The organism is Spirosoma pulveris, assembly GCF_054781875.1.
In genome coordinates, this window is the sequence record NZ_BAAGTO010000007.1 from 1 (window position 1) to 13,419 (window position 13,419).

Annotated in this window: 13 protein-coding genes and 1 pseudogene; 5 read left to right on the forward strand and 9 right to left on the reverse strand. The window is 51.6% G+C overall.

Annotation, left to right across the window (positions count from 1 at the left end; translation table 11 throughout):
* From ACYVJM_RS21315 to ACYVJM_RS21325, 3 genes and pseudogenes are all read right to left on the reverse strand, one after another.
* Positions 1-126, reverse strand: a pseudogene (locus tag ACYVJM_RS21315) (NAD-dependent epimerase/dehydratase family protein); the annotation flags it as partial.
* Positions 127-346: 220 nt separating this feature from the next.
* The gene (locus ACYVJM_RS21320) at positions 347-625 is read right to left on the reverse strand and encodes a hypothetical protein (RefSeq protein WP_461150260.1); all 279 of its coding nucleotides are present in this window, start codon (positions 623-625) and stop codon (positions 347-349) included.
* Between the two features lie 157 nt (positions 626-782).
* Entirely contained in the window at positions 783-2,516 is a 1,734-nt protein-coding gene (locus ACYVJM_RS21325; protein ID WP_461150261.1) for a M3 family oligoendopeptidase, read from the reverse strand.
* A gap of 195 nt (positions 2,517-2,711) precedes the next feature.
* Here ACYVJM_RS21325 and ACYVJM_RS21330 point away from each other — a divergent pair, with 195 nt between their 5' ends.
* Positions 2,712-3,089 (forward strand): BlaI/MecI/CopY family transcriptional regulator, encoded by a 378-nt coding sequence (locus ACYVJM_RS21330; protein WP_461150262.1) that lies wholly within the window; start codon positions 2,712-2,714, stop codon positions 3,087-3,089.
* An 80-nt stretch (positions 3,090-3,169) separates the two neighbouring features.
* Positions 3,170-5,410: a M56 family metallopeptidase gene (locus ACYVJM_RS21335; RefSeq protein WP_461150263.1), complete on the forward strand. Its 2,241-nt coding sequence runs from the start codon at positions 3,170-3,172 to the stop codon at positions 5,408-5,410.
* 89 nt (positions 5,411-5,499) lie between these two features.
* On the opposite strand, the gene ACYVJM_RS21340 is transcribed toward ACYVJM_RS21335, so the two are convergent.
* The 3 genes from ACYVJM_RS21340 to ACYVJM_RS21350 all read right to left on the reverse strand — a co-directional run bounded on the left by ACYVJM_RS21340 (position 5,500) and on the right by ACYVJM_RS21350 (position 7,847).
* Complete coding sequence (locus tag ACYVJM_RS21340) at positions 5,500-6,570, reverse strand: 2Fe-2S iron-sulfur cluster-binding protein (protein ID WP_461150264.1); 1,071 nt, start codon at positions 6,568-6,570, stop codon at positions 5,500-5,502.
* A 153-nt stretch (positions 6,571-6,723) separates the two neighbouring features.
* A complete protein-coding gene (locus ACYVJM_RS21345) occupies positions 6,724-7,569 on the reverse strand; it encodes an N-acetylglucosamine kinase (RefSeq protein ID WP_461150265.1) in 846 nt (281 codons plus the stop codon).
* 29 nt (positions 7,570-7,598) lie between these two features.
* Entirely contained in the window at positions 7,599-7,847 is a 249-nt protein-coding gene (locus ACYVJM_RS21350) for a cytochrome b5 domain-containing protein (RefSeq protein WP_461150266.1), read from the reverse strand.
* A gap of 108 nt (positions 7,848-7,955) precedes the next feature.
* On the opposite strand from ACYVJM_RS21350, the gene ACYVJM_RS21355 reads away from it, so the two are divergent.
* From ACYVJM_RS21355 to ACYVJM_RS21365, 3 genes are all read left to right on the forward strand, one after another.
* The gene (locus ACYVJM_RS21355; protein ID WP_461150267.1) at positions 7,956-8,402 is read left to right on the forward strand and encodes a hypothetical protein; all 447 of its coding nucleotides are present in this window, start codon (positions 7,956-7,958) and stop codon (positions 8,400-8,402) included.
* Between the two features lie 97 nt (positions 8,403-8,499).
* The gene (gene thiL, locus ACYVJM_RS21360; protein ID WP_461150268.1) at positions 8,500-9,519 is read left to right on the forward strand and encodes a thiamine-phosphate kinase; all 1,020 of its coding nucleotides are present in this window, start codon (positions 8,500-8,502) and stop codon (positions 9,517-9,519) included.
* Between the two features lie 144 nt (positions 9,520-9,663).
* Positions 9,664-10,551, forward strand: a complete 888-nt coding sequence (locus ACYVJM_RS21365; RefSeq protein ID WP_461150269.1) for a cyclase family protein — start codon at positions 9,664-9,666, stop codon at positions 10,549-10,551.
* A 36-nt stretch (positions 10,552-10,587) separates the two neighbouring features.
* On the opposite strand, the gene ACYVJM_RS21370 is transcribed toward ACYVJM_RS21365, so the two are convergent.
* The 3 genes from ACYVJM_RS21370 to ACYVJM_RS21380 form a co-directional block, all read right to left on the reverse strand.
* Entirely contained in the window at positions 10,588-11,493 is a 906-nt protein-coding gene (locus ACYVJM_RS21370; protein ID WP_461150270.1) for a serine hydrolase, read from the reverse strand.
* A gap of 68 nt (positions 11,494-11,561) precedes the next feature.
* The gene (locus ACYVJM_RS21375) at positions 11,562-12,134 is read right to left on the reverse strand and encodes a hypothetical protein (RefSeq protein ID WP_461150271.1); all 573 of its coding nucleotides are present in this window, start codon (positions 12,132-12,134) and stop codon (positions 11,562-11,564) included.
* Between the two features lie 144 nt (positions 12,135-12,278).
* Entirely contained in the window at positions 12,279-13,364 is a 1,086-nt protein-coding gene (locus tag ACYVJM_RS21380) for a mannose-1-phosphate guanylyltransferase (protein ID WP_461150272.1), read from the reverse strand.
* Positions 13,365-13,419 lie beyond the last annotated feature (55 nt).

Here is a 13,419-nt window from a genome sequence, read left to right on the forward strand (position 1 = left end):
GGTGCCGAAGAAGTACTGGCGCATGTTGTTGTCGATGCCGATGATGAGGTCGAATTTATCGGCGAAGAAGGCGACGGCTTCACTGCCAATCAAACCAGCTGACCCGGTAACGAGTGCAATCTTCATATCAATTCAGAGAAGTAAAGGGGTATTACTAGCCAAATAATGCTATTTCCCCATGTGCATGTAAAACAAAAGTAACGCAAAAAATCAGACTAATGTCCGCTTATGTCTACTAAATCACATCAGAAGAAACCAATTTTTACCAAGCGGGCAGCTAAAACAAAAGCGGTAAACCAGCGTCTTTACGCTAATTCACCGCTTTTAATACGTTCAATAAACTAATTTATGCGCCTTGCCCGATAGTCCCGGCACCAAATAATTTTTCACGGATTTTCTGTGTCCGTGCATCCAGATCTGGGTTCGGCGTGTATTTGTATTTTGTTTGAACAGCAGCAGAATCTCTACCGGCTCCGTATACTTCAGGATCGCCCGCCCGGTAATCAGCCCGGTAATCACTGGCCCGGACATCTTTCTGACGAATTGTGTTATATTTCTGATAGTCGCAGGATGCCAGCGATAAGACCGCTACAGCCAACAAACCTATGCTTTGTACGCGTTTCATAGCCACTTGATTACGAATTGATTCGGCAAAAATAGGTTAGACCGCTTAGGTTTCCAAACAAGAAAGCTCACTTCGGCTTTTTTTGACAGCATTAACCGGATTGACCTGGTTTTTCCTTTGTACAGCCGGCCAATGCTGTCAAAAATGCAGTGGCTCATTACTTCTTTAACGACTCGATCTCCTGCCAGACAAAGCCCAGTAACTCACGAATGTGTTCCTGCGAGAAGTCGAAAGGTACGTTTGCTGCGGCATAAATCTCCCGGATCGGTGCTTTATACCCCAGGCTCAGGGCCTGTTTGTACCCGTCCAGACCCGCTTTCGCGTCGCGCCGGTAATTTCGCCAAACGCCAATAGCCCCTAGTTGAGCGATACCGTATTCGATGTAATAGAACGGCACTTCGTATAAATGCAGCTGCCGCTGCCAGAGGTATTCCTGATAAAAGGCAAATCCGTCCCAGTTGGTGACCGTATCGGCAAACTGGTTGTATATACGCACCCAGTTCTCCCGGCGCTCGGCATCGCTATGCGTTGGGTTCTCATAAATCCAGTGTTGAAATTTGTCGATGGTGGCTACCCACGGCAATGTCTCGATGATCGACTCCAGGTGCTGAAGTTTAGCCCGGCGCAGTTCATCAGGATTCTCGAAAAATACGTCCCAATGGTCCATCGACAGCAGCTCCATACTCATGGAGGCCAGTTCGGCAACCTCCATGGGCGGGTTCCGGAACGCTTTCAGGGACAAATCGCGAGTCAGAAAAGAGTGTACCGCGTGGCCCCCTTCATGCACCATCGTTACCAGATCGCGCAGACTGGAGGTGGCGTTCATAAAGATAAACGGCACGCCAATTTCTTCCAGCGGATAATTATAGCCGCCCGGCGCTTTGCCTTTCCGCGACTCCAGATCGAGGTGGCCCATGGCCCGCATGATTCGTAGATCATCACCTAATTCTTTGTCGAGTCGGTCGAAGCAGGTAATCGTTTTTTCGAGAAGTTCAGCACCGGTCGAAAAGGGCTTCAGCGGTGAGCGACCTTCCACATCGACCTTTGCATCCCAGGGACGCAGTGGGTCGACGTTTAGTTTCTGCTTACGTTCTTCGGCCAGGTTATTCAGGAAGGGCACAACAGCTTCAGCGACTGATTCATGAAAGTTAATGCAGTCTTTCGGCGTGTAATCGAAGCGGCCCAGGGCGGCAAACGAATAATCGCGGAAGTTGGCAAACCCGGCGTTAACTGCTATCTGATGTCGCAAATCGCGCAACCGATCGAATAGCTGGTCCAGCGTTTCATGATCCTGAAAACGCCGTTCCCAGATTTTGCGCCAGGCTTCTTCCCGCACGGCCCGGTCGGTCGACTGGAGCCGGTCGCTGGCTTCGGGCAGGGTCATCTCACGGCCGTCGATCTGCACGGTCATTGCCCCAACGATAGCGCCGTACTTACGCTCTTCGGTCTGGAGTTCGGTTTGGAGCGGAACGTTTTCGTCCCGAAAAATTTCAATGGCTTTTTTCATCCCCCGCACCATCACGTCGTACCCATCATCGGTCAACTGGCTCAGAAAAGGGCTGTTGACCGCTTTCAGGTCCAGTTCATTGCCGTAAGTGGTCATGGGGGGCTGTATTTCGGCAATGAAGAAATTCAGTTGGTTAACCAGTTCCTCATTGGCGGTGTCGCAGGTCATGCGGATGTATCGCCACGCGAAATTTTCGGACAGATACGATTCCAGCTCGCTCCGGTCAATGAGCCATTGCTGCAATTCGTCGGCATTATCGATGGATCGGTCCAGCAATTCTTCATACAGCGGCTTTACATCGTCCCAACTGGTAAGTTCGATGGTTTCGCCAATGAATGAACGAGTTGGCCGGGCCGGCAGATTCAGGGTTTGGTTCGCGGTCATAGGTCGTGTTAAGTGGCCGGCACGCCAGTCGGGTAGAAAGACGTGCGGCCAACGATTTTTTTGGTGCTGGTTTACTCAGGAATTGCGGCCTTCCGGCCACGTTACAGTAAGCCATTATGAAACTTTTTTGTTCACCAACTTGCAACTACGAAATTATTCGTATATGTTTACTACGAAATTATTCGTAGATAGATTATGAAGCCAACTGATTCCGAACTGGAAATCCTGCATGTGCTTTGGGCCAATGGCCCCAGTACGGTACGGCAAGTCCACGAGAAGCTAAGCCAGAGCCGTGATATTGGCTATACAACGGCCCTTAAGTTAATGCAGATCATGCACGAGAAAGGGTTTTTATCCCGCGACGAAGAAGCCCGCTCGCATACGTACACGGCTATTGTCAGTGAAGAAGATACACAGCGGGGGCTGGTCGACCGGTTCGTGGAAACGGCCTTCCGGGGTTCGGCATCCAAGCTGGTAATGCAGATTCTGGGCCAGCACAAGGCGTCCCGCGAGGAGTTGGACGAGATCAAGAAGCTGCTGAACGACTTGAACCGTGGCGACGGGAACGAGTGAAAGGTGAAAAGCTGGCGCAGGCATCATCACTCTTTCGCCTTTGAAACGAAGATTTTTCTAAACCAACAGACATCACGTTTATGAATTCTCTCCATTTTCTCTCCAGTCCGGTTGCCGATGCCCTCGGCTGGACATTGCTTCACGCTGTTTGGCAGGGTTTTGTACTGGTATTGCCCGTAGCCGTGGTGCTTCACCTGCTGCGAGATCGGTCGAGTGCGTTGCGCTACCGGGTTAGTACGCTGACCCTACTGGCTCAGCTGGTTGTTTCGGCAGCCACGTTTGTGTGGTATTACAAACCGGTAGCTGGCAGTGTTTCGCCTAAATACATGGCGATGCAAACGCTCCCGCTTCGCTGGCAGGCCATGACCCAAACGCTGCCCTGGCATCAGCAGGTACAGCTGTTTCTGGAAAACCACCTCAGTCAGTTCGTCCTGATCTACCTGATTGGGGTGATCTTGTTCGGACTTCGGCTGGCTGGCGGCTGGCTCTACCTGCAGCGACTCACGAAAACCGCGACCGAACCTACGTCTACGGTATGGCTCCAGCTAACCGACCGCCTTCGGTCAACACTGGCGATTCGGGGCATGGTGCAGGTGCGGGAATCGACCCGGATTGGCGTGCCGATGGTCGTGGGCCTACTGAAGCCAGTCTTGTTACTGCCGGTTTCGCTGGTTACGAACCTGACCACCCGCGAGATCGAAGCCGTGCTAGCGCATGAGCTGGCGCACATAAAACGGCACGATTACGCGGTCAATCTGCTGCAATCGGTTGTTGAAGTGCTGTATTTTTTCCATCCAGCGCTCTGGTGGTTATCAGCGCGGGTGCGCGAAGAGCGTGAACATTGTTGCGATGATCTGGCCATGCGGGCTTGTGGTGGCGACGGACGAATTCTGGCGCAGGCACTGGCGCATGTGGAAGAGCTTCGGCTCCTTCAGCAGACTACCGCACCAGCCTTGGCGATGGCTTTTGCCAGCAAGCGGCAGCACTTACTGCATCGAGTTCGGCGGATGCTGGGCGTGCCTACCCGTCCGTTCGTTTCCAACGGCAGTCTGGCGGGACTGACCCTGGCGACTATTTTATTGATGAGTGTATCGGTCTACGCCGTACAGGAACAGGAAAAACAGAAAAGCAATCAATCGCAGCCAACCCGAAAACATAAAGCAGGAAATGGTACAGAGTTCAGCATTACCGACAATCGAAAAGTCGATTATATCATCTGGAAAGGAAAGAAGTTACCAACTAAACAGGTGGCTCAACTGCAACAGGAACTTGATCAGGTAATGGCAGGCCAGCTAAATCTCGACGACGTAAAACAACCCGACCGGGACATTCTGCTGACCATCATCGAAACCGATTACGGGTATAAGCAGGGGATGAATGCCCTCGCGGAGGGATTGAGTCATATCGATTACAGCAACCTAGTAGCGTCGGCGCTGACGAACATTCCGCTCAGTCCCGATGGTACGGTAGAAGGCCTAGCTAAGGTGGATTACAATGCCATTATCAGCAATGCGTTTGCATCTCTACCAGCCCTGGCTCCCCTACCCGATTCACTTGACAAGTTCAATCAGTTGAACCAGCGGTTGCTTGACAATGATACGCTTCCCAATGAATTCCAGAATAAATTTCTGGAGCTTAAGCGTAAGTACGACCAAGTGGCTACACAGTTGACGGAGCATGAAAAGGCTATGGAAAGATACATAGCGATGATGGAGGAGCCTGCAAAGCAGCGCCGACACATGTATCTGGAGCAACGAAAATTACAGGAAGAGATCGCCTATATGAAGAGACAGGCTTCCCGATCCGACTTTCGGGCGATCAACGATGCACTTTTAGCACAAATCGCCACTGCCGAACAAAACCTATCAGAAGGACGTAAACGAATGAAGGAGCTTACCCGCAGGGAAATTAGCCCGTATTCGGACAGTTTATCCAAAGCGTTTAAACGACTGACAAGGCTGAGGGATTCTATTCGAATCAGTGAAAGAGACCTACTTAATATAGAACCCGCAGCACCTGTACCTCCGGCTGAACCAGCCGCTCGTCCTGCCCGTGCACCACGCGCGCCCCGGTCGATAAAAGGTGCTGTTGCTCCCGCACCACCAACATCCCCAGCCGAACCAGCCGCCCCGTTTATTGATGTACCAGCTCCTCCTGCGGAGCCCGCAGCACCTGACGCTAAAGCATTACGTGGCCGGTCAACGCCATCTGCCGTTCCCAAACCACCAAAACCAGCCAAAGCGCCAAAAGTAGAGAGGTTGGAAGAACCCGAACTACCGGAAAAGCCAGAATTACCCGAGAAGCCGGAGCGTCCGGATTAATTTAATGCCGGGCGTCCCGACCGGGTGCGAGAAAACGTAACGACAACTGGTTACGAGCTACACACCCGGTCGGGACGCCCGGCCTTGCACTAGTCAATTTCAATCACTACGTCGCGGCCATCGGGGTGGGCCACACAGGTAAGAACGTAACCGGCTTTCAATTCAGATTCCGATAGGCCGTCTTCTTCGTCCAGTTTTACTTTGCCGGAGATACACTTGCCCAGGCAGGCTGTACACATTCCGGCCTGACACGAGTACGGCAGGTCAATATCCAGATCCAAAGCCGCTTCCAGAATGGTCTGATGAGGGGCAACAGCAAACTTATATTCACTCCCTTCATACAAGACCGTTACCTCCGGCGAGCCGCTTTCGGCGGCTGTTTCGGGTTCCTCAACCACTTCTCCGGCCGTAACGGGTGCCGTAGCAAAACTCTCCTTATGCACGCGCTCCGCCGATACGCCCACCAGCGACAAAGCCGAACGGGCTTCGGCCATCATGCCGTCGGGTCCGCACATGTAGAAGCTGGCATTCTGCAACTCAGCGGGCGACAGTTGATCGAACAGCTTGGTTAGCGAATGCTGGTTTAAGCGCCCTTCGGCACCCGACCAGCCATAGGAAGGCTGGCTCAATACATGTGTTACCTGAAAGCGCGACTTTCCATAAGCCTGCTCCATGGCGTCCAGATGGGCTTTGTAAATGATCGACGCCTGATTTCGATTGCCGTAAATAAGCCAGATACGACTGTTCGGCTCCACATGCAGGGTCGATTTTGCCATGGAAAACAGCGGTGTAATGCCGCTTCCGGCCCCGATCAGCACGAGTGTCCGGCGGCCTTGTGGCTCTAGTTTGGGAACAAACGTGCCCATTGGCTCCAGACTTTCGATGATGTCGCCCGGCTTGATCCGATCGCAGAGGTAATTGGACGCGAGTCCGCCGGGAACACGTTTCACCGAAACCGCCAGCGACACATCAACGTGGGGCGACGAGGCCATGGAGTACGACCGGCGCACCTTCTGGCCGTTGATGTTCAATAGGAATGTCAGGAACTGACCGGGTTGGTACCGAATTTCTTCGTTGATGGGGTGCCAGAAACTTATTGTTACAGCGTCGGCCGTTTCGCGGACAACGTCTTTAACTTTCAAAAAATACCGATTTGCCATTACTATTCAGGTTGTCTTTCAGTATGGATCGAAGGGAGTCGCTAGGAATTATCCTATTTCCCCTTTACTTTTCGGCAGCAATTCTATCTGGATCGCTGCCTGTTCGGTCCGTTAATCTCTTTTTTTACAAAGGTACAAGTGAACGGGTGGAACTTACCCATTTTTATGAAAATCCATCAGCGCTACAGCGGGTGCTTTGATGATACGACCCATTGTTAAACCGGTTTGTTCGACAGCCTCCCGCAGTTGATCGGCGAAATAATACCCGATCGAGCCTACGAAATGAACCGGCCACGTTTCGGACTCCGGAAAGCGGTTTACGTATGTTGTCAGAAACAGGACAAAAGCATCAATTACGAGCTTCGTTATGTACGGCTCATGGAGATGTGCAACCAGAAAGGGCGTAAAGGCCGCAAAGTATCGATTGGGGTACGGTTTTTGGTACGCGTTTTCCAGTAAGGTCGGGCGGTCGAGCGCGTACTGGTTCTGGAATGCTTCCCGCAGCTTGTCGGGTAGCCGTTCCTGAAAAAAGTCCCGAACGAGGGTTTTGCCCAGATAGCCCCCGCTCCCCTCATCACCCAGCCAGAACCCCAGCGACTGAATGCCTCGCGTAATCTGGGTGCCATCATAGCAACAGGCGTTAGCTCCTGTGCCAAGAATACAGACAATTCCCGGCTCATGACCCAACGCCCCCCTGGCAGCGCCAACCATATCGCTGTTCACGTCAACCGTCTGCAAGGCTGGCAGGACAGCCCGCAGGGCATCGGCAATGATATGATTTACCGCTGGCCCCGTACAGCCGGTTCCGTAGTAAAAAACCTTCGTTACGGCAGCATCCGCCAGGTAAGGAATAAGCTGGGTTTGCAACGTTGCTACGATTTGTTGAGTAGTCTGATAATATGGATTGAAACCATCCGTTTGAATAGCGCGGGCCTGCCCATCGGCGGTGATCAGTTGCCAATCGGTTTTGGTCGAACCGCTATCAGCGATTAAAAGCATAAGTAAATCGAGTAACGTAACGTTTACGGTTAACGTAGTTTGCCAATAACAGAGAAACGAGCAAAAACACTGTTTGTGTGAGGGGCATCCACGAGTTCGTCGGTGAGATCCTGGCCGGCCCAGTGTTCATAATGCTTGCCATTGCGCCAGAGACGGGAGGCCGACAGGTCATAAATTATTCCCTCGTACGCGCACCATATCTCGTCCCGGTCCTGTCCGTTTCGCAAGGCCAGCTGCGATCGGGTGTAGGTTGGCAATGTCGTTTCAGGGGTTGACATGGCACCTCCGTTTAGTCAAACTATATGAATTATTGAGCATCCTTTTTGTAAGTGACAACAAAAATAGCGTAACTTAGCCACTTCTGTCTCCATTGCATTTTATTAACCATGAGAAAGACTCATTACATCGCTTTTCTTTCAGTAGTAACCCTCTTTAGTGTGTTAATAGGGTGTAAGAGCAACAAACCGGCTCCTGTTTCAGAGCGCATAGCCAAGATCTGGTCGGCCAGTAAAGTGAACGAAGGCACAGTCACGGTCTATACCAAAGGCGGCACGGCCAATGTTCGTAACTACGGCTCTTTCAAACTCGACCTAAGCCAGGCCCCTACGGTTCGCTATACAGAATTTGACGGCAATGTATTTGTCGGAAAATACTCCGTTCCTTCTGACAATCGCCTTGTACTGACTGACCTAACCCCTTCACCAACCGGTGCCAATGGCACAATTGAATTCACGATCAATTCAATTGATGATTCCAGCGTTACCCTGACGCGGACAACCACCAGCCAGAAAACCGGCAACACAACGAATGTTTACACGCTGACCAATCCGTAGGACATCAGCAAACCAATTCATACGAAAAGCCGTTCCGTATAACAATCGGAGCGGCTTTTTCTGTACCCACGGGCCGGGCCGTGTTAATTAATTCACAATGACTGACCTTAATACAATTGGTGAAATTGGCCTTATAGAACGCATTCGGCAGGCAACGCCCGTACCGGCTCATAAAGAAACGGTACGCGGAATTGGCGATGATGCCGCCGTGTTCGACTGGGGCGATGGCTATGGACTGCTGTCGACCGATATGCTGGTCGAAGGTATTCATTTCGACCTGACGTATGTTCCCCTAAAACACCTCGGCTATAAAGCCGTTACGTTTGGCGTCTCGGACATTGCCGCCATGAACGGCCTGCCGATTCAACTAACCGTTAGTATTGCTCTGAGCAGCCGGTTTCCGGTAGAAGCCATCGACGAATTGTATGAGGGTATCCGGGCCGCCTGCGATGCCTATAAGGTTGATCTGGTTGGGGGCGATACCACAGCCTCCCGCTCGGGTCTGATCATTTCGGTATCGGTGCTGGGGAAAGTCCCTAAAAATCTGATTACTTACCGAAACACGGCCAAACCCAACGATGTCGTTTGCGTAACGGGCGATCTGGGAGCGGCTTACCTGGGTCTGCAATTGCTGGAACGCGAGAAGCAGGTGTTCCTCGCCGACCCGAATATGCAGCCCAATCTCTCCGAAGAACGGGCCTATCTGGTACAGCGCCAACTCCGCCCCGATGCCCGCACCGACATGGTTCACGAGCTCCGCGATCTGGGCATCCGACCAACGGCCATGATCGATATTTCGGACGGGCTGGCTTCTGAACTGCTTCACCTCTGCCATCAGTCGGGTACCGGGGCCATCATCTTTGATGAAAACATTCCGATTGATGATCAGACGCACCTGGCAGCCGATGAGTTCAAGATTAGCCCGATAACGGCGGCTCTGAACGGGGGCGAAGATTACGAACTGCTCTTTACAGTTCCTCCCCAAGAGTTCGATAAACTGTCGGCCAACGCCCGCATCACGGCCATTGGTTACCTAACGGCCGATCCCAAGCAGATTGTGCTGGCTACAAAAGCCGGTCAGCAAACGCCGATCCGGGCGCAGGGCTGGAACCAGTAGCCGGCTGCTACAGGGCGCGGCTGGCGCGGGTATTTACCCGTGCCGCTTATTTAGTCAGCATTCGCTGACGGTTTGTCTAATCCTGCGTCAGCGAATGCTGACGAAACAAACGACACGGGTGAATACCCGCGCCAGCCACCTAAAATGCAAAAACGAGTTCGGTTTGATTTTGAGATTTACTTCACTAACGGCGGTAGCCTGAAGGGCGAAGATTTTCGGTTGGACATCGACGGCGATGCTATTTCCGATCAGGCTTTAGTTGACTATGTCGTTGCCGACTTACGGCTGCTGATGGTGGGGCGAACCCGCATCTTCAACAAAGAGATCATTACCGAAGCACATAAGCGGACACCCGTAGCCGATCTGGGGCAACGAACGCGCCTTGTCGACCTGAGCCATACTATTGAAGATGGTCTCGTTACGTATAAAGGTCTGCCCGCGCCCATCGTTTGCGACTACCTGAGCCGGGAAGCCTCGCGTCAGTTCTACGAAGCGGGTACCGAGTTTCAGATTGGCAAAATCGAAATGGTGACAAATACCGGAACTTATCTGGATTGCCCTTTTCATCGATATGCAGATGGCAAAGACTTAGCTGAGTTTGGGCTGGAAGCGTTCACGGACCTGGAGGGCACCGTTATTCACGTACCCCATACCGATACGCTGGCCATTACGGAAACTCATTTGCAGTCGTACGAGATCAGAAATCGGGCTGTCCTGATTCATACCGGCTGGGCCGACTTCTGGAACACCGAAGCCTATTACGAAAATCACCCGTTCCTCACCGCCGATGCGGCTGTTTACCTGCGCGACTGCGGGGTGAAGCTGGTGGGTATCGACTCGCATAACATCGACGATACTCGCGGAAATAGCCGACCGGTTCATACTACCCTGCTGGGCGCTGATATTCTGATTGTGGAGCATTTATGCAACCTGGAGGCTGTTCCCGCCACCGGCTTTACCTTTAGTGCAACACCACCCAAGTTCAAGGGTGTCGGAACATTTCCGGTACGGGCACTGGCGAAAGTGTATTGACGAATGAGTGGTAAATAGCCCGGCCCGTGGGTACATTCACTGTTTTACATAGTCGTAAATCCATTTCGATACCGTTGCCATTGTCTCGATTGTCGCTTTATCATCGTTGATCTCCTTCGAGAGGAGGACAAGTACATACTTCCGCCCATCGGGCAGGAAAACGATGCCGGAATCATGCCGAACACCCGCAATTGACCCCGTTTTGTGCGCTACTTTCACGCCTTTCGGTAGCTTGCCGGGAATGGCATCGTTGAATTTTTGGTCGAGGAGGGTGTTAATCATGGCTTTCGATGCGCCGGGGCTCACGGCTTTCCCGCTGGCAATCTTATCGAAAATAACCATCAGGTCGTAGGCCGTTGTGGTGTTATTGAGTCCCTGAGCGAAGGCTTTGCTGTCTTCTACCCCCCGCCGAACCTGGATATCATTCGCCCCCATGTTGCGCATAGTCTGCGTTACATTTTGGGCACCAACCCGTTCAATGACCATGTTGGTCGCCAGATTACTGCTGATAATAATCATGTTGTAGACCAAAGCCTCCAGGGTTCTCTTCGTTCCCACGGCTTTGTAGATACTCGTGTCGCTATCCTGCTCGGCATGAAGACTGTACGGACTTCCATCCACAATACTCTTGAAGTCAGTGGTGATGGTCATGGAGTCCTGAAGGGCCAGTTTACGCTGAGCGGCCTGCTTATACACTTCAATCATGACCGGCGTTTTCATGGTACTGGCCGCATGGAATACCTCGTGCTCCCGAATGAGCAATTCCTTACCGGTTGCCAGGTCCTTGAAAGCAACAGCAAAAACACCGGGATGCCTGCTCAACTCCTGCTCGATCTGCCGGCGCAGTTCCGGTAGTGTCGGTCGGGGTTGGGAGAAACCAGATAACCAAAGGGCTGTTAAACAAATCAGGCCAATAGTAAGGCCGCTGCATTTTACGCTCATATACGCTTTGTCCGCAAGTTGTATTGTTGATTTCGGAACCAAAAATGCGGCCTGTAGGGCATAATTCCTCACTTTACGCGTACGAATTTAGAATAGCAGGGCTGCGCCTGATTACAGTACGACAACAGCATGAGCATATCCTGCTGAACGATGAATCGCTGCTGAATCGGAAGGGTGGCTCCGTTGGTACTGATGAAGAAATTAACAAAAAGGCTATCGGGGTAGGTAGCGTCTACTCTGAAATTCTTGATAGGCCGGTAATAGGTCATTTCGCTACCATCGGACGAAAGCAGGCCATCAGCCCCAAAGGTGAGCGTTTGTGGTGGAACAGCGGGATAAAACCGGGTAGTATAAAAGGAGGTGTCGCGCCGGACAAAGATCGTGTCGAGCTTCGTAATCGTCGTGTCTTTTCGTACCGTTTGCCCGCCCACCGTCACCAAAACAGTATCGTGCCGTACATTCAGGTTAACCGTCAGAATAGACTTGGTCGAATCCTTGGAAAAATAACGTTCTGTGAGCCGCCACGTACCCGTAATCCGGGGGTCGCCGGGGCCGGGCGAAAAGTTGGCCATCTTGTCTTTGCAGTCAATCAGAAGGCAGGCCAGCAACAGAGTCAGACTCAGGTAGAAAACGTTTCTCACGGGCTAATTAACGGTTCATAAAGCTAACGAACAGCGCACTAACCTCATTGTTTCGTCGGCTTTTTCTTCTCGTCACATCTTCATGTCTTTCCAGGTTGGGACGTCCCACTGCATTGGAAAGACACGAAGACGTAACGAAAGACTTTATACAAACTCCGTGCCCCTTTCCTTGGCGTCGGCAACAAAGCTTTTGACTTTTTGCTCTTCTTCTTTACGGCAAATCATGAGTACGTTATCGTACTCTGCAACGATATACCCATCCAGTCCGTTAACGACTACCAGCCGGTCTTTAGGGGTTTTAATGATGCAGTTTTTGGTATCGTACAACAAAATATGGCCGTCAATCACGTTGAGGTCATCGTTCTTGTCCGATACTTCGTACAAGGATTTCCAGGTACCCAGGTCCGACCAGCCGAAGTCACTTAAGACAACATAGACGTTGTCGGCTTTTTCCATGATCCCGTTGTCAATAGAGATGCTGCGCGTGAGCGAATAGGCTTTATTCACAAAAGCTTTTTCCCGTTCGGTATAATACGCGCCTTTCCCTTCCTCGAAAATCTCGGCGACTTCGGGCAAATAGGCTTCAAACGCTTTGATAATTGATTGGGCGTTCCAAACGAAAATACCGGCATTCCAGACAAACTCACCGCTTTCCAGAAATTGTTGGGCAAGCTCCAGATGTGGTTTTTCAGTAAACGTCTTTACCCGCCGAAGCGCTGATTTCCCAGCCGAGCCACCTTCTTCAGAAACGTATTGAATATAGCCGTAACCGGTATCGGGGCGGCTTGGCTGAATGCCAAGGGTTACCAGGATATCCTGTTCTTGGGTCGCGTCGAGCGCGGTCTTAATTGTCCGCTGAAACTCTTCTTCTTTTAAGATGATATGGTCGGCAGGTGCCACGACGATATTGGCCTCGGGGTCCTGCTGAGCAATTTTGTAACAGGCGTAAGCAATACAGGGTGCGGTATTCCGGGCAACCGGCTCACAAAGTACCTGATCATCGGATAACTGAGGAAGCTGCTGCTGGCAAAGATCCTTATAGAGTGAACTGGTGACGATAAAAATATTTTCGGGTGGACAAACGCCATCAAATCGGTCGGCGGTCTGTTGAAGCAAAGTTCGGCCGGTGCCGAGTACATCGTGGAATTGCTTGGGATAGCTTGTTCGGCTGAAAGGCCAGAACCGCGTTCCGACACCTCCCGCCATGATGACAACATACGTATGGTTCATTGACACTGAGTTATTTTGCAGCAAAGTTGTAACTATCTGCTTGATTTATAAAGTA